This is a genomic window from Klebsiella sp. P1CD1 (genome assembly GCF_003790505.1).
GTDB classification, from domain to species: domain Bacteria; phylum Pseudomonadota; class Gammaproteobacteria; order Enterobacterales; family Enterobacteriaceae; genus Klebsiella; species Klebsiella variicola.
Genome location: NZ_CP033631.1, coordinates 1,766,572 through 1,790,037, shown reverse-complemented (window position 1 = coordinate 1,790,037; position 23,466 = coordinate 1,766,572). Strand labels below are relative to the sequence as shown.

The window sequence follows — 23,466 nt, the reverse complement described above, 5'->3', positions numbered from 1 at the left end:
GCAACTTAGGGCGGGAAACCATGAGTAAAGAAGACGATATCCGGTTGGATCAGAAGGTGCGTGCCGCATGGATGTACTACATCGCCGGTCAGAATCAGAGCGAGATTGCCAGCCAGCTGGGCACCTCCAGACCGGTGGTGCAACGGCTGATCGCCGCGGCGAAAGAAGAAGGGATAGTGTCGATTAATTTGCACCATCCGGTAGCAAACTGCCTCGATTATGCGCAGTTGCTGCAGGAAAAGTATCGATTGATCGAGTGCAATGTGGTCCCCGCCTTTAGCGAAGAAAGCACCCTCGACAGCGTGTCGTTTGGCTGCTATCAGCTGATGGCTCGCTATCTGCAGGATGATAAGGAGAAAATCATCGGCCTGGGCTCGGGCCTGACCCTGAAAAAAGCGCTGCAGCGCATCGATTTTGACAGCCTGAATACCCGCTGCGTGGCGCTGATCAGCGCCATGAACGCCGACGGGCAGTGCAATTATTACGATGACGTGCCCCTGCTGCTGACCCGCAAAATTAAGGCCAAGTACTATCAGTGGCCGGCGCCGCGCTACGCCCAGAGCGCGGAGGAGCATGACATGTGGTGCACCAACCGCTTATTCCGCAGCGTCTCCGGCGTCGCACAAGAGGCGGACGTGATTTTTGTCGGCATTGGTCCCCTGGGCACGCAAAGTCCGATCTTTAAAGACGGGTTTATCAATCAGGCGCAAATGGATGAGCTGACCGCGCGCGGCGGCATCGGAGAGATCCTCGGACGGTTTATCGATGCGGAAGGCCACGTGGTAGACAGCGAGATCAACCGCATGATCACCAGCTATGATATCCGTCAGAACCACTGCCCGCGTATTGCCGCGGCCTGTGGAGAATACAAACGACCGGCGATCCTGGCGGCCCTTAAAGGCGGCTGGATCAATGGTCTGGTGACCGATGAACATACCGCCCGCTGGCTGCTGACGCGGTAACGGCGCGGCCTGAAGGCGCATACACAACGGTAACCCCGGTGCGCGTCGCGCCACCGGGGATCCCAACGATACTCGTGCTTATCAGGCGATAGTCACTTTCCCGTCAAGGTAGACGTCCTGCACGGCATTGATCAGCTTCACGCCGTCAGCCATCGATTTCTTAAACGCTTTGCGACCAAGGATCAGCCCCATACCGCCGGCGCGTTTATTGATCACCGCTGTGCGCACCGCGTCGGCAAGGTCGGTCTCCCCGCCCGCCGCGCCGCCGGAGTTAATCAGCCCGGCGCGGCCCATATAGCAGTTGGCCAGCTGGTAGCGCACCAGATCGATGGGGTTATCGCTGGTCAGTTTGCTGTACACCCGGTCGTCGGTATAGCCGAAGTTAACCGCTTTGTAGCCGCCGTTATTCTCCGCCATTTTTTGCTTAACGATATCAGCGCCGATGGTGGCCGCCAGGTGGTTGGCCTGACCGGTCAGGTCCGCGGAGACATGATAGTCGACACCGTCTTTCTTGAACGCCGAATTGCGCAGATAGGCCCACAGCACGGTGACCAGGCCCAGCTCATGGGCCCGCTCAAAGGCGGCGGAAATCTCTTCTATCTGACGACGCGATTGTTCCGAGCCGAAATAGATCGTCGCTCCCACGGCCACCGCCCCCATATTGAACGCCTGCTCAACGCTGGCGTAGAGGGTCTGGTCGTATTCGGTGGGGTAGCTCAGCGTTTCGTTATGGTTGAGCTTCACCAGGAAAGGGATGCGATGCGCGTAGCGGCGCGACACCGAGGCCAGCACGCCGTAGGTCGACGCCACGCAGTTACAGCCGGCTTCGATCGCCAGCTCGACGATATTTTTCGGATCAAAGTACAGCGGGTTGGCGGCGAAGGAGGCGCCCGCCGAGTGCTCCACGCCCTGGTCAACCGGCAGAATGGAAAGGTAGCCGGTTCCCCCCAGGCGTCCGGTATTGTACAGGGTCTGCATATTGCGTAGCACCGCCGGTGGTCGGTTATTATCCACCATCACCCGATCAACATAATCTGCCCCAGGCAGATACAGCTGGTCGGCCGGAATGGTTATACAACGGTGCTGCAACAGGCTCTCGGCATCTTTGCCCAGCAACTGCGTAATATCAGTCATAGCAATCTCCCGTAAGGCCGGCCGAAGCCGGCATGCATTATCCCAACCCAATTTTTTTGGGCAGGTTAAGCCTGGTACCGACTTAGCCTATTTTCCAGCCGGGGGGCCATTTTTTCAGGAGATTCTGCTGTCCCGTTGCGCTGCCATTTACCACCAGGCGTGGAAATGGTGCACCGGCCCGATGCCGTGGCCCACTTCCAGAGAGTCGGCCTGCGCCAGGGCCGCCGACAGCCAGGCCTTCGCCTCGGCGACGGTGGCCGCCCAGTCCGCATGACGGGGGCGCAGCGCCGCCAGCGCGGCGGAGAGCGTGCAGCCGGTGCCGTGGGTATTTTTGGTCTGCACGCGAGGCGTGGTAAACCGCTGTTCCCCTTCGCGGGTGAAGAGCCAGTCCGGGCTTTCGGCGTCGTCGAGATGGCCGCCCTTCATTAATACCGCGCCGCAGCCCAGCGCCAGCAACGCCCGCCCCTGCTCCAGCATCTCGCGCTCGGTGCGCGCATGGGGGGCATCGAGTAGCGCGGCCGCTTCCGGCAGGTTCGGGGTGATCAATGACACCTGCGGCAACAATCGTTGACGCAGGGTCTCCACCGCCGAGGCCGACAGCAGCGGATCGCCGCTTTTCGCCAGCATGACGGTATCCAGCACCACGTTGGCCACCCGGTAGCGCGCCAGCCGCTCGGCCACGGCTTCCACAATATCGGTCTCCGCCAGCATGCCGATTTTGGTGGTATCGATACGCACATCGCTGAACACCGAGTCGAGCTGCGCGGCCACAAAATCCGGTTCGATGCGATAGACCGACTGCACGCCGCGGGTATTCTGCGCCACCAGGGCGGTGATCACCGAGCAGCCATAGGCCCCCAGCGCGGAGAAGGTTTTCAGATCGGCCTGGATACCGGCCCCACCGCTGGGATCGGTGCCGGCGATGGTCAGGGCGTTGATGCGTTTCATCCCTGCACCTCCTGATACAGCGCGTCGAGAAACGCCGGAATAAAGCTGCCAGGGCCTCCCTGACGGGCGGCGATCTCCCCGGCCTGCTTCATCAGCCCGCAGGCGGCGGCCACGTTTTCCAGCCGGTCTCCCGGCAGCGCCGCGCTCGCCGCCACCACCGCCGACAGCGCGCAGCCGGTGCCCACCACCCGGGTCATCAGCGGATTACCCCCCGCCACGCTGAGCACCCGCTCGCCGTCGGTGACGTAGTCCACCTCGCCAGTGACCGCCACCACGGTAGCCAGCCGGCGAGCCAGCGCCTGGGCCGCCGGCAGCGCCGCGGCGGCCGTATCGGTGGTATCCACCCCGCGCCCGCCGGCGCTCATCCCGGCCAGCGCCAGAATTTCAGAGGCATTGCCGCGAATGGCCGCCGGCTGGAGGGCCAGCAGCTCATGACAAAAGGCCGTGCGCACGGTCAGGGCGCCGACCGCCACCGGATCCAGCGTCCAGGGCCTACCGGCCTGACGGGCGTGCTCCACCGCGGCACGCATCGCCACGGCGCGATCTTCGGTCAGGGTACCGACGTTAATTAACAGCGCATCGGCGATAGCGGCAAACTGCGCCGCTTCGCGGGGATCGATCACCATCGCCGGCGAGGCGCCGACGGCCAGCAGAACATTGGCGGTAAAGGTCTGCACCACATCATTGGTCATGCAGTGCACAAGGGGGGAATGGGCGCGCAGCAGATGGCGCAGGTGCGCGACAGGCGCGGGATTCAGCAGCTCAGGCATGGTTTGCTCCCGCCAGACGAGGTAGAAGCAATGACCCTGCGGTCTCTGACTTCCCTACGCTGGCATTATCCAGATCAGGTGGTACGGGTATTTCTCAGCCTTCAACGAAGAAGGGCACCCCGAGTCAAAATAGTGAAATTGTTAAGCGTTGTGGAATTTACCGCAACTCACCGGTTCATACAACAAGCCTTTAGCCCTGCAACGACACCCGCGCGGCCATCATGCTCATCAAGCGACCGGGCGGGATTGCATTCCGCTGCTGGCGGGCGGAAAATGATGACATCATGCGCTATTTAGCCTACCGAGGATATACGCCATGGCCGTTTATCACCATGCGCTGGTACTGATTAACAGCAGTCAGGACGGCGTCCCGCTGCTCGAGCATGCCGCCAGAATGGCAGAAGAGAACGGCATGCGCATCACCATCGCCCACATCAGCACCGACTATCGGGCGCTGAACTATGTTTCCGACAGCCTGCGCGACGATCAGGTTTCACAGGAGGTGATCCAGGCCAAGGCCCTGCTCAACGAGCTGGCCTGCACTGTCTCCCTGCCGGTTGAAACCCTCTCGCTGGTGACCACCCGCCGGTTTGAAGACGTGGAAACCTGCGTTCGGCAGCGGCAGATCGATTTAATTATTGCCGGGCACCATAACCGGCTGCTGGGCGTCCTCTCCTCACATTCGCTGGAGTACATCAATCACATAACCGCAGACGTGCTGATCAAGCACCTGCCCTAGCGCAATTCTCCCTGCAGCAGGGAAAAACAGGCTTCGATAAGCGGCGGCAGCGCCTGCGGGCCGCGCATCAGGGCCACCGTACGGGTCAGCGCCGGCTGCTGCAGCTGGGCGACCTGGAGCGCCGGGTCCTGCAGATGGGTAGTGTACAGCGCCGGCAGAATGGCCACCGCTAAGTGCGAGCGCACCAGGCCATACAGGGTTTCGATATAGTCCACCTGGTAGCGGGTGGTCAGCGTCAGGCGATGGCTCTCCACTAATGCCGCCACCAGCCGTTGAATATTACCCTTCGAGAAGACGGCAATATCCCGCCCCACCAGCTGTTTCCACGGCAAGTGCGCCTGCGCGGCCAGCGGATCGTCACGGTGCAGCACCGCCACAAAGGGATCTTCGCGCAGCGGATAGACCAGCAGTTCAGCAGGCACTGAGCTGTCGATCGCCCCGATGCCGAAATCAATCTCGCCGCGCAGCAGCGCCTGGATAAGCGCATCGTTGGTCTGATCGTGAAATTCAATGCGCAGACGCGGAAAGGCCTGGGCCAGGGTCTGCGGCAGCAATGGGAACAGCAGCGAACTGACCGACGGCACCAGACCGATGCGCACTGTCCCGTCGCCGCCCGCCTCGACGATCTGCTGCATATCGAAAAAGGCCGCCTGCGCTACGCTGAGGATCCGCTGGGCGTGGGGTAAAATCGCCGCCCCCAGTTCAGTCAGGGTGACCGCCGAAGCGGTACGGTTGACCAGCTTGCCGCCGAGCACCGTTTCAATCTGCCGCAGCGCGCTGCTCAGCGCCGGCTGGCTAATCGCCAGCCGACTGGCGGTATCGGTAAAATGGCGCAGCTGGGCCAGAGTGACGAAATACTGAAGCTGTTTAAGAGAGAGCGCGGGCAGACGCTGCCAGGGTTCGTTCATTATCGGGTTCGCTACGGTGGTCCTGCACAATAACCCGAGCTTATCGGGTGATAAATTTATTCATCTGGGCAAACGTTTGCTGTGCCCATAGAGTATCCGCATTATCCTTGTGCCGGAGTGGTTATGTCCAGCAATGCTCAAGTCCGTCGTCGCGCCGTGCAGGCCGCGCGCGGCGAATCCCCGTTTGATCTGCTGCTGGTCGAGGCGCAGATCGTCGATATGGCCACGGGCGAAATTCGCCCCGCTGACGTCGGTATCGTCGGCGAAATGATCGCCAGCGTCCACCCGCGCGGCAGCCGCACCGACGCCCATGAAGTACGTTCCCTGGCCGGTGGCTACCTGTCCCCCGGCCTGATGGACACCCACGTACACCTCGAAAGCTCGCACCTGCCGCCGGAGCGCTACGCGGAAATCGTCCTCACCCAGGGCACCACCGCGGTGTTCTGGGATCCGCATGAGCTGGCCAACGTCCTCGGCGTCGAGGGCGTGCGCTACGCGGTTGACGCCAGCCGCCATCTGCCGCTGCAGGTGATGGTCGCCGCGCCGTCCAGCGTCCCCTCCACGCCAGGTCTCGAAATGTCCGGCGCCGATTTCGCCGGCGCGGAGATGGAGACCATGCTCGGCTGGCCGGAAGTGCGCGGTGTGGCGGAAGTGATGGATATGCACGGCGTACTGCACGGTAGCGAGCGGATGCAGGAGATTGTCCAGGCCGGTCTCAACAGCGGCAAACTGATTGAAGGCCACGCCCGCGGCCTGAGCGGCGCTGACCTGCAGGCCTACCTCGCCGCCGGCGTCACCTCCGATCATGAACTGACCTCGGCGGACGACGCGCTGGAAAAACTGCGCGCCGGTCTGACGATCGAGATCCGCGGCTCGCACCCCTATCTGCTGCCGGATATCGTCGCGGCGTTAAAAACGCTGCCGCACCTCTCCTCGCAAATCACCGTCTGCACCGATGACGTGCCGCCGGATATGCTGCTGGAGAAAGGCGGGATCATCGCCCTGCTTAACCTGCTGATCGAGCACGGTTTACCGGCGGTCGATGCGCTGCGATTCGCCACCCTCAACGCCGCTCTTCGCCTGCAGCGCCACGATCTCGGGCTGATTGCCGCCGGGCGGCGCGCGGATTTGGTGGTGTTTGATTCCCTGGAGAAACTGGTGGCCCGTGAAGTCTACGTTGGGGGGGAACGGCTGGCCCATGCTGGCCGCCTGCTGAAGCCGATCGCCCCCGCGCCGGGCGTGACGCCGCCGCGCGATACTTTGCCGATCGCCCCCCTCCGCGCCGATGACTTTGTTCTGCGCGTCCAGGGCATTCGTCACGGCGTCGCCCGCCTGCGTCATATCCGCGGCGCGCGCTTCACCCAGTGGGGCGAAGTGGAAGTGCAGGTTCGTGACGGGAAAGTCCAGCTGCCCGCCGGCTTCAGTCTGATCTGGGTTAAACACCGCCACGGCCGCCACGAGGCGACACCGCAAATCGCCCTGCTCGAAGGCTGGGGTGAGCTGCGCGGCGCCATCGCCACCAGCTACTCCCACGACTCGCACAATCTGGTGGTGCTCGGGCGCGACGCTGATGATATGGCGCTGGCGGCCAACCAGCTTATCGCCTCCGGCGGCGGGATGGCGCTGGCGCAACAGGGCGAGATCCTTGCCCATGTGGCAATGCCGATTGCCGGCATGCTGTCGAATCTCCCGGCCGCCGAGCTGGCGCGTCAGTTCCGCGAGCTGCGCGATCTGAGCAGCCAAGTCGCCGACTGGGAGCCACCGTACCGGGTGTTCAAGGCCATTGAAGGAACCTGCCTTGCCTGTAACGCCGGGCCGCATTTAACCGATTTGGGTCTGACCGACGGCGGCAGCCGTCAGATAGTCGACCCGTTGATAGCCTGCCGGGAGACCCCGGAGCCAACCGATCACAACAATAATCCTCAGGGAGCCTGAGCATGGCCGATAACACACTTCACTCATCCGACCGCGCTAACTGGCTGGAGCGCCGCTTTGCGCTGCGCTCGCGCGGCGGTACGCTACGCACCGAATGCCTGGCCGGGATCACCGGCTTTCTCGCCGCCGCCTATTTACTGGTGGTCATCCCGGGGCTGCTGGCGATCGGCGGGATGGACAAAGGCGCCGCCACCACCGGCACCATTCTGGTCTTCGTCGTCGGCTCTCTGCTGATGGCGTTTTATGCCAACCTGCCGTTTATCGTTGGCCCGGGGATTGGCGGCTCGGTGCTGGTGGGAGTGACGCTGGCCGGTAGCGAAGGGATTGGCTGGCAGACTGGCCTCGGGATTGCCTGCTGGTCGGGGATCCTCTTCTTCCTGCTGACCCGCTTTGGCCTGCGCGAAGTGGTCACCCGCTCGGTACCGCAGTCGATCAAGCTGGGGCTCACCGCCTCCATCGGCCTGTTTGTCGCCGTCCTCGGCTTTCGCAATGCCGGGCTGGTGCTGGCCAATGCGAAAACCAACGCGCTGATGCTCGGCGACTTTCTCGCCCCCGGCGCGCTGGTGGCGCTGTGCGGCCTGTTCCTGGCGATAGCCCTGCAGGCGCGTAAGGTTCCGGGCGCGATTTTGTGGGCCATTCTGTGCGCCACGCTGGTGGGCATCCCCTTCGGCGTCACCCATCTGCCGACAAGTTTTATCGACGTTCCCCATTCGCTAACCCCGGTGCTGGGGCAGGTTGATCTGCTGGGGGCGTTAAACATCGCCTTCCTGCCGTTCCTGTTCGTCTTTTTCGCTTCTGAGTTTTTCTCCACCATGGGGACGACGCTGGCGGTGGGCGGCGAGGCGGGGCTGCTGGATGAAGAAGGCAACATGCCGCAGATTAATCGCCCGTTTATGGTCGATTCGATTGCCGCCGCGCTCGGCCCATGGGTGGGCATCCCGGCGGCGACGGCACTGATTGAGTCTTCGGCGGCAGCGGAAGCCGGCGGCAAAACCGGCCTCACCGCCCTGTCGGCGGCGGTAATGTTCCTGCTGATGCTGCTGTTCACGCCGGTGGCGTTGATGATCCCGAAAGAAGCCACCGCCCCAGCGCTGATCCTGATTGGCCTGAACATGTTCAGCGGCCTGCGCAAAGTGGATCTTGGCAACTTCACCGACGGGCTGCCGGTGCTGATGATGGTGATGATCACCCTTATCGCCAACAGCTTCGGCACCGGGATTGCCGGCGGGCTGCTGTTTTACATTGTGATCAAGGCTATCGCCGGCAAGTGGCGGGAAATCCCGATTGGCCTGTGGGTGCTGGCTGTCCCGCTGGTGTATTACTTCGCGACCTTAGTCAGGCATTAAGCCCTTCACAATGTGATTTCACCTCTTCATATAACAAACGCACCGCGGCAGAGAGCTGTTTGCGGTGCGGGCAAATCAGATTCAACGGCACCACATCCCCCTGATAACGCGGCAGCAGGCGCCGCAGGCGCCCCGCCCGCAGATCGTCGCTGACGTCGAGCATCGATTTATAGGCAATGCCCTCCCCGGCCACCGCCAGCCGACGGATCACCTCGGCGTCGTCGCTCATCACCGTGCCGGAGACCTTCTGCTGCTGAACCACGCCGTCGAGGCTCAGCGACCAGCGGTCGAACGGATGGCCGCGCAAAATGTAGATCAACGCATTGTGCTGGCTGAGCTCCTCGAGGGTCTGCGGTTCGCCGTGGCGGGCGATCCACTCAGGCGAGGCCACCAGCACCCGACGATTTTCCGGCGCCACCGGCAGCGAGATAAACGAGGCATCGTCGTTATTACCATAGCGAAACGCGACGTCCACCGGATCTTTAAACACGTCGGTTAGCTGGTCGGAAAAGAGCAACCGCAAACGCAGCGCCGGGTGGCGTTGGCGGAAATCACGGAACAGGGTCAGGAGCAGGTTACGCCCGAGGTCCGACGGCACGGCAAGCTGCAACATGCCGCGAACTTCATCGTCCGGGGTCTGGATCTTCTGCAGACCGGCCTCGAGGGTATCGAGCATCTGGGTGGCGTAGGGCAGCCAGGTCTCCCCCTCCGGCGTCAGGCGCAGGCTGCGGGTCGAACGGGCAAACAGGCGAATATTGAGGATCGTCTCCAGACGCTTAATCGCCGCACTGACCTGCGCCGGCTGCTGTCCGGCCTCGCGCGCCGCGTCGCTAAAACTGCCCAGTGCCGCGGCGCGGACAAATAAGGTCAGATCTTCCAGCCTGAACATGCCGATTCTCCCCTGCTTCAGATTGCTCCCAAAATACGCATCACCGTCGCTGCAACGCAAGCGGCGCAAGACTTGTGCCGTGTTTTGCTTACACTTTTTAAAAATCCAGTGCTTGCCATTTCAGCAACGCATCAGGAATGATACGAGGCTGCTAATTTGAGTCCAGGTAATATTGAGGAAATTATGCGTAAAACAAAAATGATGCTTCTGGGCGTACTTCTTGCCACCGCTGGCGCCAGCTGGACGGCTACTGCCGCGGGGATCGATCAGTATGCGCTGAAAGAGTTCACTGCCGATTTCACCCAGTTTCACATCGGCGACACCGTTCCGGCGATGTACCTCACCCCGGAATACAACATCAAACAGTGGCAGCAGCGTAACCTGCCTGCACCGGACGCCGGCAGCCACTGGACCTACATGGGCGGTAACTACGTGCTGATCACCGATACCGAAGGCAAAATTCTCAAAGTGTACGATGGCGAGATCTTCTATCATCGCTGATCCGCGCAACCTCCACGTCCGCCCCGGCGAGCCAGCGGACTCTCCGGCGCTGCGCCAGATCTTCCTGCGGGCGCGCAGTTTATCGTGGACCTGGCTTCCCGCCGCGGCGTGGCGGCTGGAGGATTTCGATGCCGCCACCGCGGATGAACAACTGTGGGTCGCGGAATGCGACGGCCAGCCGGTGGGCTTTGCCGCCGTATGGACCGCCGATAATTTCCTTCACCATCTGTTTGTCGACCCCGACTGGCAGGGCAAACATATCGGCAGCGCGCTGCTGGCGCAGGTCGAACGGAGCTTTACCGCCAGCGGAACGCTGAAATGCCTGATGGAAAATAAAAACGCCCTGCGCTTCTACCAGCGTCATGGCTGGACCATCGAAGCACAGGGCGCGTCGCCCGAGGGCAGATACTGGCTGATGCGCTCGCCGCGGCCTTAAACGGCGCGGAAGGCAATCTCACCCGGGATCACTTCTCCCTGCCAGTACATCTGGGCCGCCACCCGGCCCGCCAGCTGGCGGTAGATGTCGGTAAATTCGCTGTCCGGACGCGCCACCACCGTCGGCGTGCCGTTATCCAGATCTTCCCGCAGCGTAATATGCAGCGGCAGCTGACCCAGCAGCTGGGTGTGGTATTTCTCGGCCAGTTTTTGCGCGCCGCCGGTGCCGAAGATAGGCTCGTGGTGCCCGCAGTTGCTGCAGATATGCATGCTCATGTTTTCCACGATCCCCAGCACCGGCACTTCCACTTTCTCGAACATCACGATGCCTTTTTTGGCGTCGATCAGCGCGATGTCCTGCGGCGTGGTGACCACCACCGCACCGGTCACCGGAATGTTCTGCGCCAGGGTCAGCTGGATGTCGCCGGTGCCCGGCGGCATATCCAGCACCAGGTAATCAAGATCCGGCCACAGGGTCTCCTGCAGCATCTGCATCAGCGCCTTGCTGGCCATCGGACCACGCCAGACCATGGCGTTGTCGTCAGTCACCAGGTAGCCGATAGAGTTGGTGGCCAGGCCATACTTGATGATCGGCGCCATATGGGTGCCGTCCGGTGAGGTCGGGCGACTGTCTTCGGCGCCCAGCATGGTCGGAATCGACGGACCGTAGATATCGGCATCAAGAATGCCCACCTTCGCCCCTTCCGCCGCCAGGGCCAGCGCCAGGTTTACGGCAGTAGAAGATTTACCGACGCCGCCTTTGCCGGAGCTGATGGCGATAATGTTCTTCACGCCGTTGACCCCGGGCTGGTTTTTCACGCGCTTGAGGGTCGCGATGCTGTGGGTCAGCTTCCAGTCGATGGCCTTCGCGCCGGTGATGCGCAGCAGCTCGGCGCTGCACTGCTCTTTCAGCACTTCGAAGGCGCTGCTCCAGACGAACGGCATCTGCAGCTCAATATGAACGGTATCGTCCAGCCAGGCGACATGGTGCAGCGCCTTGAGGGCGGTGAGATTATGCTTCAGGGTTGGGTGCTGGAAATTGGCCAGCGTCCCGGCGACCATCGCACGTAGGCGCTCAGGGGATTTGGCCTGGGATTGCGAATTCATCCCGACTCCTTTGTTGTTTTGAGATGCTTTCAGTAATCACAGAGTTTATCACAGCTAACGATTATCCATATATGGGCAGCCATTTATGGCGCACCCACAGCCCTTTTGGTAATATCGGAAGCCCTTTTTACAACAGAAGATGTAATGCTCACTATGACTCAAGTCGCGAAGAAAATTCTGGTAACGTGCGCCCTGCCGTACGCCAACGGCTCCATCCACCTCGGCCACATGCTGGAGCACATCCAGGCTGATGTCTGGGTCCGTTACCAGCGAATGCGCGGCCACGAGGTCAACTTCATCTGCGCCGACGACGCTCACGGCACGCCGATCATGCTCAAAGCGCAGCAGCTCGGTATCACTCCGGAGCAGATGATTGGCGAAATGAGTCAGGAGCATCAGACCGATTTTGCCGGCTTCGACATCAGCTATGATAACTATCACTCGACGCACAGCGACGAGAACCGCGAGCTGTCGGAGCTTATCTACACCCGCCTGAAAGAGAACGGTTTTATTAAAAACCGCACCATCTCTCAGCTCTACGATCCGGAAAAAGGCATGTTCCTGCCGGACCGTTTTGTGAAAGGCACCTGTCCGAAGTGCAAATCTCCGGACCAGTATGGCGATAACTGCGAAGTGTGCGGCGCGACCTACAGCCCCACCGAACTTATCGACCCGAAATCGGTGGTCTCCGGCGCTACGCCGGTAATGCGTGACTCCGAGCACTTCTTCTTCGACCTGCCGTCGTTCAGCGAAATGCTGCAGGCGTGGACCCGCAGCGGCGCGCTGCAGGAGCAGGTAGCGAACAAAATGCAGGAGTGGTTCGAATCCGGCCTGCAGCAGTGGGACATCTCCCGCGATGCGCCGTACTTCGGCTTCGAAATTCCCAACGCGCCGGGCAAATATTTCTACGTCTGGCTGGACGCGCCGATCGGCTACATGGGCTCCTTCAAGAACCTGTGCGACAAGCGCGGCGACACCACCAGCTTCGACGAATACTGGAAGAAAGACTCCACGGCAGAGCTGTATCACTTTATCGGCAAGGACATTGTCTACTTCCACAGCCTGTTCTGGCCGGCAATGCTGGAAGGCAGCAACTTCCGTAAGCCGACTAACCTGTTCGTGCACGGCTACGTGACGGTTAACGGCGCGAAGATGTCCAAGTCGCGCGGGACCTTTATCAAGGCCAGCACCTGGTTAAATCATTTCGACGCTGACAGCCTGCGCTACTACTACACCGCCAAGCTCTCTTCGCGCATCGATGACATCGACCTGAACCTGGAAGATTTCGTGCAGCGCGTGAACGCCGACATCGTCAACAAGGTGGTTAACCTCGCCTCGCGCAACGCCGGCTTTATCAGCAAGCGTTTCGACGGCGTGCTGGCCGCTGAGCTGGCCGACCCGGCGCTGTATAAAACCTTCACCGACGCGGCGGAAAGCATCGGCGAAGCATGGGACAGCCGCGAGTTCGGTAAGGCAATCCGCGAAATCATGGCCCTCGCCGACGTGGCTAACCGCTACGTCGATGAGCAGGCGCCGTGGGTGGTGGCGAAACAGGAAGGCCGCGACGCCGACCTGCAGGCCATCTGCACCATGGGTCTGAACATGTTCCGCGTGCTGATGACCTGGCTGAAGCCGGTGCTGCCGCAGCTGGCGGCGCGTGCGGAAGCGTTCCTCAACAGCGAACTCAGCTGGGATGCCATTCAGCAGCCACTGCTGGCGCATAAGGTCAATCCGTTTAAAGCGCTGTATAACCGCATCGAGATGAAACAGGTGGAAGCGCTGGTGGAAGCCTCTAAAGAAGAGGTGAAAGCCACCGCGGCGCCGGTCACCGGTCCGCTGGCGGACGATCCGATTCAGGAGACCATCACCTTTGACGATTTCGCCAAAGTCGATCTGCGCGTGGCGCTGATTGAAAACGCGGAATTCGTCGAGGGCTCCGACAAGCTGCTGCGCCTGACGCTGGATCTCGGCGGCGAAAAACGTAACGTCTTCTCCGGCATCCGCTCCGCTTACCCGGATCCGCAGCCGCTGATTGGCCGCCTGACGGTGATGGTCGCCAACCTGGCGCCGCGGAAAATGCGCTTCGGCATCTCCGAGGGCATGGTGATGGCCGCCGGCCCTGGCGGGAAGGATATCTTCCTGTTAAGCCCTGACGACGGCGCGAAGCCGGGTCAGCAGGTGAAATAACAAAAAAGCCGGAGAGTATCTCCGGCTTTTTTTTGCCCGGCGGCACTACGCTTGCACGGGCCGACGGGTTTTGTCGGCCGGGTAAGGCGAAGCCGCCACCCGGCTAAACATCACGCCTTCGGGTGATGCACCCGGTGGGTCAACCCGCGCAGGAAGTTGCGCATAAACTGATCCCCGCACTCGCGGTAGTTTTTATGCTCCGGGGCGCGCATCATGGCGGTGATTTCCGGCACCGACACCCGGTATTTCTGCTCGCTCATGATCGCCTGGATATCGTCCGTTTTCAGCGAGAAGGCGATCCGCAGCTTTTTCAGCACCGTGTTGTTATTCACCCGACGCTCCAGCGCCAGCTCCGGCGCCGAATCATCTTTGCCGCGCTTGTCATAGATAAGGCCGTTGAGGAAACCCGACAGGATAATATCCGGGCAGCGGACAAAACCCTCTTCATCCTCTTTCGTCATCCAGGTATCGAAGCTGGCGGCGGTGGATTCCATATCGGCAAGCGCAAGAATGCGCACCATATCGTTATTATTGGCTTTCAGGGTGTAGCGCAGGCTACGAAGAATATCATTACTGAGCATGAGTGCCTTTTACTGTCGATGTTGCAATGGGGCGCAGTGTAGCAGTTTTACAGGCCAATCGCTTCTTTCAGGCTTTTTAAATAGCGCCGGCTCACCGGCACCGTTTGCCCGGCGCGCATCAGCAGCTCCGCCTGGCCATTCTCTTCCAGGCGAATCTCCTTCAGGTGCGCCATATTCACCAGATACTGGCGATGGCAGCGCAGCAACGGCGTGCGGCTCTCGAGGGTGCGCAGGGTCAGCTCGGTAAAGCCCTCTTTTCCCTCGCGATCGGTCACGTAGATGCCGCTCATCCGGCTGCTGACGAAGGCCACATCCTCCATCTGCAGCAGCCAGATACGGCTGTGGCCGGTACAGGGAATGTATTTCAGCGTCTGCCGGGCGTCATCCAGCAGCGACACGTCCTGCAGGCTGCGCTCCTGACGCAGGCGGGCCAGGGTTTTCTCCAGCCGCACGGCCTCAATCGGCTTCAGCAGATAGTCAAAAGCGTGCTCCTCAAAGGCTTTCACCGCGTACTCATCAAAAGCGGTGAGAAACACGATATAGGGGCGATGCTCCGGGTCGAGCATCCCGACCATCTCCAGACCGCTGATGCGCGGCATCTGGATGTCGAGAAACAGCACGTCAGGGCGCAGCTTATGTACTGCGCCAATCGCCTCCACCGCGTTGCCGCACTCGCCGACGATCTCGATATCGCGCTGAGTCTCCAGCAAAATACGCAGGTTTTCCCGCGCCAGCGGCTCATCATCGACGATCAATACTCTCAGCATGCATTCTCCTCCAGGGGCAGACGTAGGGTGACACGGGTAAAGCGCTCCGGCTCGCAGGTGACGCTGATGCCGCAGTCGGCGCCAAAACGCGCCCGCAGACGCCTGTCCACCAGATTCATCCCCAGTCCGCTGGCCTGGGGGTTGGCCCGGTACAGCCCGGCGTTATCTTCGATATCCAGCTGCAGCCAGCGATCGTCCTGGCTGGCGCGGATGGTAATTTCGCCGACGCCAAGATGTTGCGATGTACCATGCTTAATGGCGTTCTCCACGATCGGCTGCAGGGTGAAAGCGGGCAGCTGGTGATGCGCCAGCCCCTCGGGCACCGCCATCTGGATCTGCAGGTTAGCCTGGAAGCGAGCCTTCTCAATCTGCAGATAGGCGTTAACATGCTCGATCTCATCGGCAAGCGTGACAATTTCCGTCGGCCGTTTCAGGTTCTTACGAAAGAAGGTCGACAGATACTGCACCAGCTGGCCGGCCTGATCGCTGTCGCGGCGGATCACCGCCTTCAGCGTGTTAAGCGCGTTAAACAGGAAGTGCGGGTTGACCTGGGCGTGCAGGAGCTTGATTTCAGATTGCGTCAGCAGCGCCTTCTGCCGCTCGTACTGTCCGGCGAGGATCTGCGCCGACAGCAGCTGGGCAATCCCCTCCCCGAGGGTGCGGTTGATCGAACTGAACAGGCGATTTTTCGCCTCATACAGTTTAATGGTGCCTATCACCCGCTGGTTCTCACCGCGCAGGGGGATCACCAGCGTCGACCCCAGCTTACAGTGCGGATGAATCGAGCAGCGGTAAGGCACCTCGTTGCCATCGGCGTAGACCACCTCCCCGGTCTCAATCGCCCGTTGCGTATACGAGGAGGAGATAGGCTTGCCCGGCAGATGGTGATCGTCGCCGATGCCGGTAAACGCCAGCAGCTTGTCGCGATCGGTGATCGCCACCGCGCCGATATCCAGCTCCTGGATCAGCACCTGGGCCACCTTCATGCTGTTCTCTTCGTTGAATCCCTGACGCAGGATCCCCTCGGTCGACGCCGCCACCTTCAGCGCGGTGGCGGAAAAGGCGGAGGTGTATTTCTCGAACATCGCCCGTTTATCCAGCAGAATGCGCATAAACAGCGCCGCACCGACGGTATTGGTGACCATCATCGGCGCAGCAATGCTCTGCACCAGATGCAGGGCGTCCTGGAACGGGCGGGCAATCAGCAGAATGATCATCATCTGCACCAGCTCGGCCACGAAGGTGATCGCCCCGGCGGTCAGCGGGCTAAAGACCTTGTCCGGCCGGCCGCGTTTGACCAGCACGCTGTGCACCAGCCCGCCCAGCAGCCCCTCAACGATGGTGGAGACCATGCAGCTTAAGGCGGTCATTCCCCCCAGCGAGTAGCGGTGCAGGCCGCCGGTCAGCCCCACCAGCCCGCCGACCACCGGGCCGCCGAGCAGGCCGCCCATCACGGCGCCGATGGCGCGGGTGTTGGCGATGGAGTCTTCGATATGCAGACCGAAATAGGTCCCCATAATGCAGAAAATGGAGAAGGTGACGTAGCACAGCAGCTTGTGCGGCAGGCGAACGGTGACTTGCATCAGGGGGATAAACAGCCGGGTTTTGCTCATCAACCACGCGATGACCAAAAATACGCACATCTGCTGAAGCAGCAGCAACACCAGATCAAACTCGTACATACCCGCAAACCACACATTCCTGAAAGCGCGTACCATACCCTGCCTGGCGAAAACTTTCTTTGAAGCCCTGCATAAAAATGAAAAATGACGGACAGGATCACACTTTTTTCCGGCGCGTTGCGCAGCAAACGCGGCAAAAACCCCGGCGCGGCGCGCTAAACCGCAATTAATGTTTCATTAACACCTGCGCTTCACCGTATAATCCCCCTGTTAACATCAGGAGCCTATTATGAAGCCAGCGAAAATCGCGGTCGTCACCCTCTTCTTACTTATGGCCATCGGCGGGATCAGCGGCGTAATGCTGGCCGGCTATTCCTTTATTGTGCGTGGCGGTGTCGGCTGATCCAGCGGGTCAGACGCTCAAACGCGCGGTCGACGATAATCGCCGCCAGCGCCACCAGCAGCGCCCCCTGAACAATATAGGCGGTATTAAAGCCGCTCAGGCCGATGATGATCGGCGTCCCGAGCGTACTGGCCCCCACCGTAGAAGCAATGGTCGCGGTACCAATATTGACGATGACCGAGGTGCGGATCCCCGCCAGTATTACCGGGGCCGCCAGCGGTAGCTCCACCTTATACAGACGCTGCCAGCCGGTCATTCCCATCCCTTCGGCCACCCCTGACACCCCCGACGGTATCGACCCCAGCCCGGCCAGCGTCCCCTGCAGCACCGGCAGTATGCCATACAGCGCGAGGGCGATGAGCGCGGGCAGCCAGCCAAATCCCAGCACCGGCACCGCCATCGCCAGCACCGCCACCGGCGGAAAGGTCTGCCCGATAGCGGCGATGGTCTCCACCAGCGGGCGAAACGCGCTGCCGGCGGGCCGGGTGACTGCGATCCCGGCCGCCAGGCCCACAGCGGTTGCCGCGAGACTGGACGCCACCACCAGCCAGCCGTGATCGAGGGTTAGCGCCCAGAAGCTCTCCTGCTGATAGACCGGCCGCGGCAGCTCCGGGAACAGCCGACTGAACAGCGGCGCGCTGTAGGGCAGCCCTACCAGCAGGCCGATAAACAGCACGATAAGCCACCACAGCGGCTCACGAAGCGCCTTCATGGCTCGCCTCCTGGCGCAGCAGATCGGCAAAATGCAGCGTGCCGCAGGGCCTGCCTTCGGCATCGACCACCGGCAGCGCCTCGCAGCGCCGGGCGACAAACTGCGACAGCGCTTCCCGCAGGGTCATGGTGACGGTCAGCCCCTCGCCCGCCAGCCGTTCGCCGGGACGCAAATAGTCCCCCACCTCGCGCAGCGACAGCAGGCGCACGCCCAGCTCGCTGCGGCCAAAAAAGGTCTGCACAAAGCTATTTTTCGGCCGCAGGAGCATCTCCAGCGGCGCCCCCTGCTGGACCACCTCGCCCCCGTCCATCAGCACCAGGTGGTCCGCCAGACGCAGCGCTTCGTCAATATCATGGGTCACCAGCACAATCGTCCGCCCCAGCAGCCGGTGGATGCGCAGCATCTCCTGCTGCAGCGCCTCGCGGGTCACCGGGTCGAGGGCGCCGAAGGGCTCATCCATCAACAGCACCTCCGGATCCGCCGCCAGCGCCCGCGCCACCCCCACCCGCTGCTGCTGGCCGCCGGAGAGCTGATGCGGGTAGCGGTCGCGCAGCGTCGCCTCCAGCCCTAACAACGCCATCAGCTCGTCGACCCGGTCGGCGATCCTCGCCCGCGGCCATTTTTGCAGCTGCGGCACAGTGGCGATATTCTGCGCCACCGTCCAGTGCGGAAACAGGCCGATGGACTGGATGGCATAGCCCATCCGCCGCCGCAGGGTCAGGACCGGCTGCTGACGGATGTCCTCGCCGGCAAAACGAATAGTGCCACGGTCCGGCTCCAGCAGGCGGTTGATCATCTTCAGCGTCGTCGACTTGCCCGAGCCGGAGGTCCCCACCAGCACCGAGAAGGCGCCTTCGCGCAGCTCCAGGGTCAGGTCCTTCACCGCCGGGTGGCCGGCAAACACTTTGCTGACCCCTTCAAACTCAATCATTGGCCTCTCCTTTTAGCCAGGCGCCCCACAGGGCGAACAGGGCATCCACCACCACCGCCAGGGCAATGGTCGGCACCACGCCCAGCAGCACCAGATCCAGCGCACTGCTCAGCAGCCCCTGAAACACCAGCGCGCCAAAACCGCCGGCGCCGATCAGCGCGGCCACTACCGCCATGCCGACGGTTTGCACGCTGACCACCCGCAGGCTGCGCAACAACACCGGCATCGCCAGCGGAAGCTGCACCTGACGAAAGCGCTGCCCGGCGCTCATGCCCATCGCCGTCGCGCTCTCCAGGGCATCCTGCGACACCTGCTGCAGGCCGGTCACCACCCCGCGCACCAGCGGCAGCAGCGCATACAAAGTCAGGGCGATCAGGGCCGGCGCCACGCCGGTCCCGGAGACGCCCAGCTCGCCCAGCGCCGGGAAATAGCGCGCCAGACCGGCAAGTGGCGCAATCAGCAGGCCGAACAGCGCCACCGACGGGATAGTCTGGATCACATTGAGCACGGTGAAGGCCGGCGCCTGCCAGCGCGGACGTCGCCACAGCCATACCCCCAGCGGCAGGCCAATGAGCAGGCCCGGCAGCAGGGTGCCGAACAGCAAAAGCAGATGCTGGCGCAGCGCGTCGTCAAACACCTCCTGACGGTTGGCATACTCCTTCAGCAGAGAGAGCTGATCGAGCGCCCCGGTAGCAAGCAGGATGATGGGCAACAGCCAGACTTGCGCATTAAGCAGCCAGCGCCACAGCGGCCGGACGGTAAGATGACGGATGGCCTCGCTGGCCAGCAGCAGACAAAGCGCCAGCGACAGCCACAGGCCGCTGCCGGGCGAGGTGCGCGCCAGCGGCGAGCCGTGCCGGGAGAGCTCAAGCGCCGCCTGTCCGCTGCCCCAGATAAGCAGCGGGAAGAGCAGTTCGGCCAGCAGCAGGTGAAGAAGCGGCGCGGCCCTGCCTGGCAGCCAGCAAAGCAGCATCCCGGCAAGGACTGCCGCCAGCTGAACGCCGGCGAGCCAGGGCATCACCTGCCACAGCCCGCGCCCTTCTCCGGAGAGTAAGCGATTCGGCGCGTAAGTAATAAACGGCAGCGCCAGCGTAACCAGCAGCAGACCTGTCAGCAGCAGGCCGACGCGGTGAGTACAGCGAATGGTCACCGGTGGCTTACTTCAGCAGGCCTTTCTGCTGCAGATAATCTGCCGCCACGCGCTTCGCATCCTGGCCTTCCACCGCAATGCGGGCGTTCAGCTGCTGCAAGGTTTTTTCATCGAGGCTGGCAAAGACCGGCTTCAGCCAGTCGGCGATCTGCGGATAGGCTTTGAGCACGGCCTCACGCACCACCGGCGTCGGGGCATAAATCGGCTGCACGCCCTGCGGGTCGCTCAGCGTCTGTAACCCCAGCGCCGCGACCGGGCCGTCAGTGCCGTAGGCCATCGCCGCGTTTACGCCCGAGGTCTGCTGCGCCGCCGCTTTGATGGTCACCGCCGTATCGCCCCCGGCCAGCGACAACAGTTGGTTCTGGTTGAGGTTGAAGCCATACGCTTTTTCAAACGCCGGCAGCGCGTCCGGGCGCTCAATAAACTCCGCCGAGGCCGCCAGCTTAAATTCGCCGCCCTGCTTCAGGTAGCGACTGAGGTCGGCCAGCGAGGTCAGGTGATTTTTCTCCGCCAGGTCCTGGCGCACGGCGATAGTCCAGGTATTGTTGGCCGGCGCCGGGGTGAGCCATACCAGCTGATGTTTCTCCTGATCGAGGCGCTTCACCTTCTCATAGCCCTGTTGGGCATGCTTCCACGCCGGGTCGTTTTCATCTTTGAAGAAGAAGGCGCCATTGCCGGTATATTCCGGATAGATATCCAGCTCGCCGGCGACAATCGCCCCGCGCACCACCGGCGTGGTGCCGAGCTGGATTTTATTAATCGTTTTTACGCCGTGGCTTTCCAGCACCTGCTGGATCATATTGCCCAGCAGCGCGCCTTCGGTATCAATTTTCGAGCCGACCTTCACCGGCTCCGCCGCCTGCAGCGGTAAACTTATCAGGGCGGCCAGCGCCAGCGCACCGGACCATTTCATTGCCATCTTCATCCCGCTTCCCTCAGTTCTTTTGCGCTTCGCTTACAGAAGCTTAAGAGAAAAGCGTAGTCCATTTGCTGGCGATACGAAAAAGAAAAGGCCGATTAATCGGCCTTTAACGTGTCACGTTGAGCTTAAGGGCTATTCCTTACAACAGTTCAAACTCGCTCTGCTTCACGCGGGCGGAGTCCACGCCGATAAAGACATTGAATTTGCCCGGCTCAGCAACGTATTTCATCTGCTGGTTCCAGAACTTCAGCGCGTCGACGTCAATCGGGAAGCTGACGGTTTGCGTTTCGCCCGGCTTGAGGTTGACCTTTTTAAAGCCGCGCAGCATTTTCACCGGCCGGCTCATGGAGGCAGTGACGTCCTGCAGATACAGCTGAATGACCGTTGCCCCTTCGCGTTTGCCGGTGTTGGTCACCTGCACGCTGGCGGTCACGCTGCCGTCGCGCGGCAGGGTGGCTGACGACATGGTGACATCGGAGACGCTAAAGGTGGTGTAGCTGAGGCCGTAACCAAACGGATACAGCGGGCCGTTGGCTTCATCGAAGTAACGCGAGGTGTACTTGTTCGGTTTCTCCGGATTATACGGCCGGCCGGTATTCAGGTGGCTGTAGTAGGTTGGGATCTGCCCCACCGAGCGCGGGAAAGACATCGGCAGTTTGCCCGACGGGTTATAGTCGCCAAACAGCACGTCGGCGATGGCGTGACCGCCTTCAGTGCCGGCAAACCAGGTCTCCAGCAGCGCATCGGCTTGCTGATCCTCTTTCACCAGCGCCAGCGGACGGCCGTTCATCAGCACCAGCACCAGCGGTTTGCCGGTGGCTTTGAGGGCGGCAATCAGATTGCGCTGGCTCTGCGGCAGGGTGATGTCGGTCCGGCTGGAGGCCTCATGCGCCATGCCCTGCGCTTCGCCCACCACGGCAACCACCACGTCGGATTGCTTCGCCGCCGCGACGGCTTCGTCGATCATTTCCTGCGGCGAGCGCGGGTCAACCTGCACCGCGTTCTCATACAGGTTAAGGAAATCGACGATGCCTTTATCGTCAGTGACGTTCGCCCCTTTGGCGTAAATCACTTTACCGTTATCACCCAGCGCTTCTTTGATGCCGGTCAGGACGGTCACCGACTGGTCGGCCACCCCGGCCGCGGACCAACTGCCCATCATGTCGCGTTTGCTGTCCGCCAGCGTGCCAATCACCGCGATGGTGCCGGATTTTTTCAGCGGCAGCGTATCGAGACGGTTTTTCAGCAGTACCAGGCTTTCGCGGGCCACTTCGCGCGCCTCTTTGCGATGCAGGCGGCTTTCCGCGTTGGTGTCCTGCGGGTCAGAATCTTTTGGTCCCAGGTGGCTGTAAGGATCGTTGAACAGCCCCATGTCATATTTGACGTTGAGCACATGACGGGTGGCGTCATCCAGCTCGGCCATGGTCACCTTGCCAGACTTCACCAGCCCCGGCAGGTACTTGCTGTAATACTCGTCACTCATGCTCATGTTGATGCCGGACTTAAGCGCCACGCGCACCGCGTCTTCCGGGTCGGAGGCCACGCCGTGCTTAATCAACTCTTTGATGGCGCCGTGGTCGGAGACCGTGATGCCTTTAAAGCCCCACTGGTCGCGCAGGACGTCTTTCAGCAGCCAGGAATCAGCAGTCGCCGGGGTGCCGTTCAGCGAGTTCAGGGCCACCATCACCGCGCCGCTGCCGGCATCAAGCCCGGCTTTGTACGGCGGCATATAGTCGTTGAACAGGCGCTGCGGGCTCATGTCGACCGTGTTGTACTCTTTCCCGCCCTCCACCGCGCCGTAGGCGGCGAAGTGCTTGACGCTGGTCATCACCGAATAGCGATCCGCCGGGCTCTTGCCCTGCATCGACTCCACCATCGCCTGGCCCATCATCGTGGTCAGATACGTGTCTTCCCCGAACCCTTCGGAAGCGCGTCCCCAGCGCGGGTCGCGGGAGACGTCGACCATCGGCGCCCAGGTCATGTTCAGGCCGTCATCGGCGGCTTCATAAGCTGACACGCGGCCCACGGTCTTCACGGCGTCAAGGTTAAACGATGAGGCCAGGCCGAGGCTTATCGGGAACACGGTGCGCTGACCGTGCAGCACATCGTAGGCAAAGAACAATGGGATCTTCAGGCGGCTAAGCTGCATCACCTGATCCTGCATCACGCGGATATCCGGCCGGGTGACGGTGTTAAAAATCGCCCCCACCTGACCGTTTTTGATCATTTCGCGGATCGCCTCTTTCGGGTTATCCGGGCCAACGCTTATCAGACGCAGCTGGCCGATTTTCTCGTCTACCGTCATTTTTTTCAGCAGATCGGTGACAAAGGCATCCCGCGCCTGCGGGGTCAGAGGGTGGTTACCAAACAGTTCATCCGCCAGCGCGGGTTGCAGCGCCAGACTCACGGCGACGCCTACAGTGCAGAGCCATTTCATTGTTATCTCGCTTTTTCTCAGACGGGGACTCGGTAAAACATAATAAAAACCGCAGTTTGCCATATATATAAACAACGCGC

At 61.6% G+C, this 23,466-nt stretch carries 22 protein-coding genes and 1 riboswitch; of the genes, 8 read left to right on the top strand and 14 right to left on the bottom strand.

Features of this window, described 5'->3' with window-relative positions; genetic code table 11:
• Positions 1 to 20 precede the first annotated feature (20 nt).
• Positions 21 to 962, top strand: coding sequence for a sugar-binding transcriptional regulator (locus DTA24_RS09100; protein WP_123836738.1), 942 nt, complete (start codon positions 21 to 23; stop codon positions 960 to 962).
• 81 nt (positions 963 to 1,043) lie between these two features.
• Here DTA24_RS09100 and fbaB read toward each other — a convergent pair whose 3' ends face one another.
• The 3 genes from fbaB to thiM all read right to left on the bottom strand — a co-directional run bounded on the left by fbaB (position 1,044) and on the right by thiM (position 3,814).
• A complete protein-coding gene (gene fbaB, locus DTA24_RS09095; protein ID WP_004201578.1) occupies positions 1,044 to 2,096 on the bottom strand; it encodes a class I fructose-bisphosphate aldolase in 1,053 nt (350 codons plus the stop codon).
• 147 nt (positions 2,097 to 2,243) lie between these two features.
• Entirely contained in the window at positions 2,244 to 3,044 is an 801-nt protein-coding gene (gene thiD / locus DTA24_RS09090; protein ID WP_008804064.1) for a bifunctional hydroxymethylpyrimidine kinase/phosphomethylpyrimidine kinase, read from the bottom strand.
• A complete protein-coding gene (gene thiM, locus DTA24_RS09085; protein WP_012967567.1) occupies positions 3,041 to 3,814 on the bottom strand; it encodes a hydroxyethylthiazole kinase in 774 nt (257 codons plus the stop codon). Before thiM ends, thiD begins: the two co-directional genes overlap by 4 nt.
• A gap of 34 nt (positions 3,815 to 3,848) precedes the next feature.
• A riboswitch (TPP riboswitch) is annotated at positions 3,849 to 3,946 on the bottom strand.
• Positions 3,947 to 4,130: 184 nt separating this feature from the next.
• On the opposite strand from thiM, the gene DTA24_RS09080 reads away from it, so the two are divergent.
• Positions 4,131 to 4,553, top strand: coding sequence for a universal stress protein (locus tag DTA24_RS09080; RefSeq protein WP_023297982.1), 423 nt, complete (start codon positions 4,131 to 4,133; stop codon positions 4,551 to 4,553).
• On the opposite strand, the gene DTA24_RS09075 is transcribed toward DTA24_RS09080, so the two are convergent.
• Positions 4,550 to 5,464 carry a LysR family transcriptional regulator gene (locus DTA24_RS09075; protein ID WP_164481363.1) on the bottom strand — a complete coding sequence of 305 codons (915 nt, stop codon included), beginning with the start codon at positions 5,462 to 5,464 and terminating at the stop codon, positions 4,550 to 4,552. The two genes, DTA24_RS09080 and DTA24_RS09075, sit on opposite strands and share 4 nt — an antisense overlap.
• Positions 5,465 to 5,584: 120 nt before the next feature.
• Here DTA24_RS09075 and DTA24_RS09070 point away from each other — a divergent pair, with 120 nt between their 5' ends.
• A complete protein-coding gene (locus DTA24_RS09070) occupies positions 5,585 to 7,396 on the top strand; it encodes an adenine deaminase (RefSeq protein ID WP_123836736.1) in 1,812 nt (603 codons plus the stop codon).
• A 2-nt stretch (positions 7,397 to 7,398) separates the two neighbouring features.
• On the top strand, positions 7,399 to 8,742 hold the full coding sequence (locus DTA24_RS09065) for an NCS2 family permease (RefSeq protein ID WP_012967563.1): 1,344 nt from the start codon (positions 7,399 to 7,401) through the stop codon (positions 8,740 to 8,742).
• Here the strand turns inward: DTA24_RS09065 and DTA24_RS09060 are convergent.
• Complete coding sequence (locus DTA24_RS09060; RefSeq protein ID WP_123836735.1) at positions 8,732 to 9,631, bottom strand: LysR family transcriptional regulator; 900 nt, start codon at positions 9,629 to 9,631, stop codon at positions 8,732 to 8,734. The genes DTA24_RS09065 and DTA24_RS09060 overlap by 11 nt on opposite strands.
• 183 nt (positions 9,632 to 9,814) lie before the next feature.
• On the opposite strand from DTA24_RS09060, the gene DTA24_RS09055 reads away from it, so the two are divergent.
• Positions 9,815 to 10,132, top strand: coding sequence for an RcnB family protein (locus DTA24_RS09055; protein WP_002912749.1), 318 nt, complete (start codon positions 9,815 to 9,817; stop codon positions 10,130 to 10,132).
• Positions 10,107 to 10,568, top strand: a complete 462-nt coding sequence (locus DTA24_RS09050) for a GNAT family N-acetyltransferase (protein WP_008804055.1) — start codon at positions 10,107 to 10,109, stop codon at positions 10,566 to 10,568. The genes DTA24_RS09055 and DTA24_RS09050 overlap by 26 nt, the downstream gene beginning before the upstream one ends.
• Here the strand turns inward: DTA24_RS09050 and apbC are convergent.
• Positions 10,565 to 11,674: an iron-sulfur cluster carrier protein ApbC gene (apbC, locus tag DTA24_RS09045; RefSeq protein WP_008804054.1), complete on the bottom strand. Its 1,110-nt coding sequence runs from the start codon at positions 11,672 to 11,674 to the stop codon at positions 10,565 to 10,567. The two genes, DTA24_RS09050 and apbC, sit on opposite strands and share 4 nt — an antisense overlap.
• A 153-nt stretch (positions 11,675 to 11,827) precedes the next feature.
• Between apbC and metG the strand changes: the two genes are divergently transcribed.
• The gene (gene metG / locus DTA24_RS09040) at positions 11,828 to 13,861 is read left to right on the top strand and encodes a methionine--tRNA ligase (protein ID WP_002912753.1); all 2,034 of its coding nucleotides are present in this window, start codon (positions 11,828 to 11,830) and stop codon (positions 13,859 to 13,861) included.
• A 110-nt stretch (positions 13,862 to 13,971) separates the two neighbouring features.
• Here metG and DTA24_RS09035 read toward each other — a convergent pair whose 3' ends face one another.
• The 3 genes from DTA24_RS09035 to DTA24_RS09025 are packed head-to-tail and all read right to left on the bottom strand — an operon-like array spanning position 13,972 to position 16,891.
• The gene (locus DTA24_RS09035) at positions 13,972 to 14,442 is read right to left on the bottom strand and encodes a DUF1456 family protein (RefSeq protein WP_008804053.1); all 471 of its coding nucleotides are present in this window, start codon (positions 14,440 to 14,442) and stop codon (positions 13,972 to 13,974) included.
• A 47-nt stretch (positions 14,443 to 14,489) separates the two neighbouring features.
• Positions 14,490 to 15,209: a two-component system response regulator BtsR gene (btsR, locus tag DTA24_RS09030; RefSeq protein ID WP_008804052.1), complete on the bottom strand. Its 720-nt coding sequence runs from the start codon at positions 15,207 to 15,209 to the stop codon at positions 14,490 to 14,492.
• A complete protein-coding gene (locus DTA24_RS09025; protein WP_002912760.1) occupies positions 15,203 to 16,891 on the bottom strand; it encodes a sensor histidine kinase in 1,689 nt (562 codons plus the stop codon). The genes btsR and DTA24_RS09025 overlap by 7 nt, the downstream gene beginning before the upstream one ends.
• 229 nt (positions 16,892 to 17,120) lie before the next feature.
• Between DTA24_RS09025 and DTA24_RS09020 the strand changes: the two genes are divergently transcribed.
• Positions 17,121 to 17,234: a protein YohO gene (locus tag DTA24_RS09020; RefSeq protein ID WP_002912762.1), complete on the top strand. Its 114-nt coding sequence runs from the start codon at positions 17,121 to 17,123 to the stop codon at positions 17,232 to 17,234.
• Here DTA24_RS09020 and DTA24_RS09015 read toward each other — a convergent pair.
• From DTA24_RS09015 to bglX, 5 genes are all read right to left on the bottom strand, one after another.
• Positions 17,209 to 17,946 carry an ABC transporter permease gene (locus DTA24_RS09015; protein WP_023340537.1) on the bottom strand — a complete coding sequence of 246 codons (738 nt, stop codon included), beginning with the start codon at positions 17,944 to 17,946 and terminating at the stop codon, positions 17,209 to 17,211. The two genes, DTA24_RS09020 and DTA24_RS09015, sit on opposite strands and share 26 nt — an antisense overlap.
• Positions 17,930 to 18,877 (bottom strand): ABC transporter ATP-binding protein, encoded by a 948-nt coding sequence (locus DTA24_RS09010; protein WP_008804050.1) that lies wholly within the window; start codon positions 18,875 to 18,877, stop codon positions 17,930 to 17,932. Before DTA24_RS09010 ends, DTA24_RS09015 begins: the two co-directional genes overlap by 17 nt.
• Complete coding sequence (locus tag DTA24_RS09005; RefSeq protein ID WP_123836734.1) at positions 18,870 to 20,027, bottom strand: ABC transporter permease; 1,158 nt, start codon at positions 20,025 to 20,027, stop codon at positions 18,870 to 18,872. Before DTA24_RS09005 ends, DTA24_RS09010 begins: the two co-directional genes overlap by 8 nt.
• A gap of 7 nt (positions 20,028 to 20,034) precedes the next feature.
• Positions 20,035 to 20,952 carry an ABC transporter substrate-binding protein gene (locus DTA24_RS09000; RefSeq protein WP_008804048.1) on the bottom strand — a complete coding sequence of 306 codons (918 nt, stop codon included), beginning with the start codon at positions 20,950 to 20,952 and terminating at the stop codon, positions 20,035 to 20,037.
• Between the two features lie 136 nt (positions 20,953 to 21,088).
• On the bottom strand, positions 21,089 to 23,386 hold the full coding sequence (gene bglX / locus DTA24_RS08995) for a beta-glucosidase BglX (protein WP_023340540.1): 2,298 nt from the start codon (positions 23,384 to 23,386) through the stop codon (positions 21,089 to 21,091).
• Positions 23,387 to 23,466 lie beyond the last annotated feature (80 nt).

What these genes read in the sequence shown, in the direction of transcription:
- DTA24_RS09100 (WP_123836738.1), top strand. Translation starts at nt 21, where the DNA reads ATGAGTAAAGAAGACGATATCCGGTTGGATCAGAAGGTGCGTGCCGCA.
- fbaB (WP_004201578.1), bottom strand. Translation starts at nt 2,096, where the DNA reads ATGACTGATATTACGCAGTTGCTGGGCAAAGATGCCGAGAGCCTGTTG.
- thiD (WP_008804064.1), bottom strand. Translation starts at nt 3,044, where the DNA reads ATGAAACGCATCAACGCCCTGACCATCGCCGGCACCGATCCCAGCGGT.
- thiM (WP_012967567.1), bottom strand. Translation starts at nt 3,814, where the DNA reads ATGCCTGAGCTGCTGAATCCCGCGCCTGTCGCGCACCTGCGCCATCTG.
- DTA24_RS09080 (WP_023297982.1), top strand. Translation starts at nt 4,131, where the DNA reads ATGGCCGTTTATCACCATGCGCTGGTACTGATTAACAGCAGTCAGGAC.
- DTA24_RS09070 (WP_123836736.1), top strand. Translation starts at nt 5,585, where the DNA reads ATGTCCAGCAATGCTCAAGTCCGTCGTCGCGCCGTGCAGGCCGCGCGC.
- DTA24_RS09065 (WP_012967563.1), top strand. Translation starts at nt 7,399, where the DNA reads ATGGCCGATAACACACTTCACTCATCCGACCGCGCTAACTGGCTGGAG.
- DTA24_RS09060 (WP_123836735.1), bottom strand. Translation starts at nt 9,631, where the DNA reads ATGTTCAGGCTGGAAGATCTGACCTTATTTGTCCGCGCCGCGGCACTG.
- DTA24_RS09055 (WP_002912749.1), top strand. Translation starts at nt 9,815, where the DNA reads ATGCGTAAAACAAAAATGATGCTTCTGGGCGTACTTCTTGCCACCGCT.
- DTA24_RS09050 (WP_008804055.1), top strand. Translation starts at nt 10,107, where the DNA reads ATGGCGAGATCTTCTATCATCGCTGATCCGCGCAACCTCCACGTCCGC.
- apbC (WP_008804054.1), bottom strand. Translation starts at nt 11,674, where the DNA reads ATGAATTCGCAATCCCAGGCCAAATCCCCTGAGCGCCTACGTGCGATG.
- metG (WP_002912753.1), top strand. Translation starts at nt 11,828, where the DNA reads ATGACTCAAGTCGCGAAGAAAATTCTGGTAACGTGCGCCCTGCCGTAC.
- DTA24_RS09035 (WP_008804053.1), bottom strand. Translation starts at nt 14,442, where the DNA reads ATGCTCAGTAATGATATTCTTCGTAGCCTGCGCTACACCCTGAAAGCC.
- btsR (WP_008804052.1), bottom strand. Translation starts at nt 15,209, where the DNA reads ATGCTGAGAGTATTGATCGTCGATGATGAGCCGCTGGCGCGGGAAAAC.
- DTA24_RS09025 (WP_002912760.1), bottom strand. Translation starts at nt 16,891, where the DNA reads ATGTACGAGTTTGATCTGGTGTTGCTGCTGCTTCAGCAGATGTGCGTA.
- DTA24_RS09020 (WP_002912762.1), top strand. Translation starts at nt 17,121, where the DNA reads ATGAAGCCAGCGAAAATCGCGGTCGTCACCCTCTTCTTACTTATGGCC.
- DTA24_RS09015 (WP_023340537.1), bottom strand. Translation starts at nt 17,946, where the DNA reads ATGAAGGCGCTTCGTGAGCCGCTGTGGTGGCTTATCGTGCTGTTTATC.
- DTA24_RS09010 (WP_008804050.1), bottom strand. Translation starts at nt 18,877, where the DNA reads ATGATTGAGTTTGAAGGGGTCAGCAAAGTGTTTGCCGGCCACCCGGCG.
- DTA24_RS09000 (WP_008804048.1), bottom strand. Translation starts at nt 20,952, where the DNA reads ATGAAGATGGCAATGAAATGGTCCGGTGCGCTGGCGCTGGCCGCCCTG.
- bglX (WP_023340540.1), bottom strand. Translation starts at nt 23,386, where the DNA reads ATGAAATGGCTCTGCACTGTAGGCGTCGCCGTGAGTCTGGCGCTGCAA.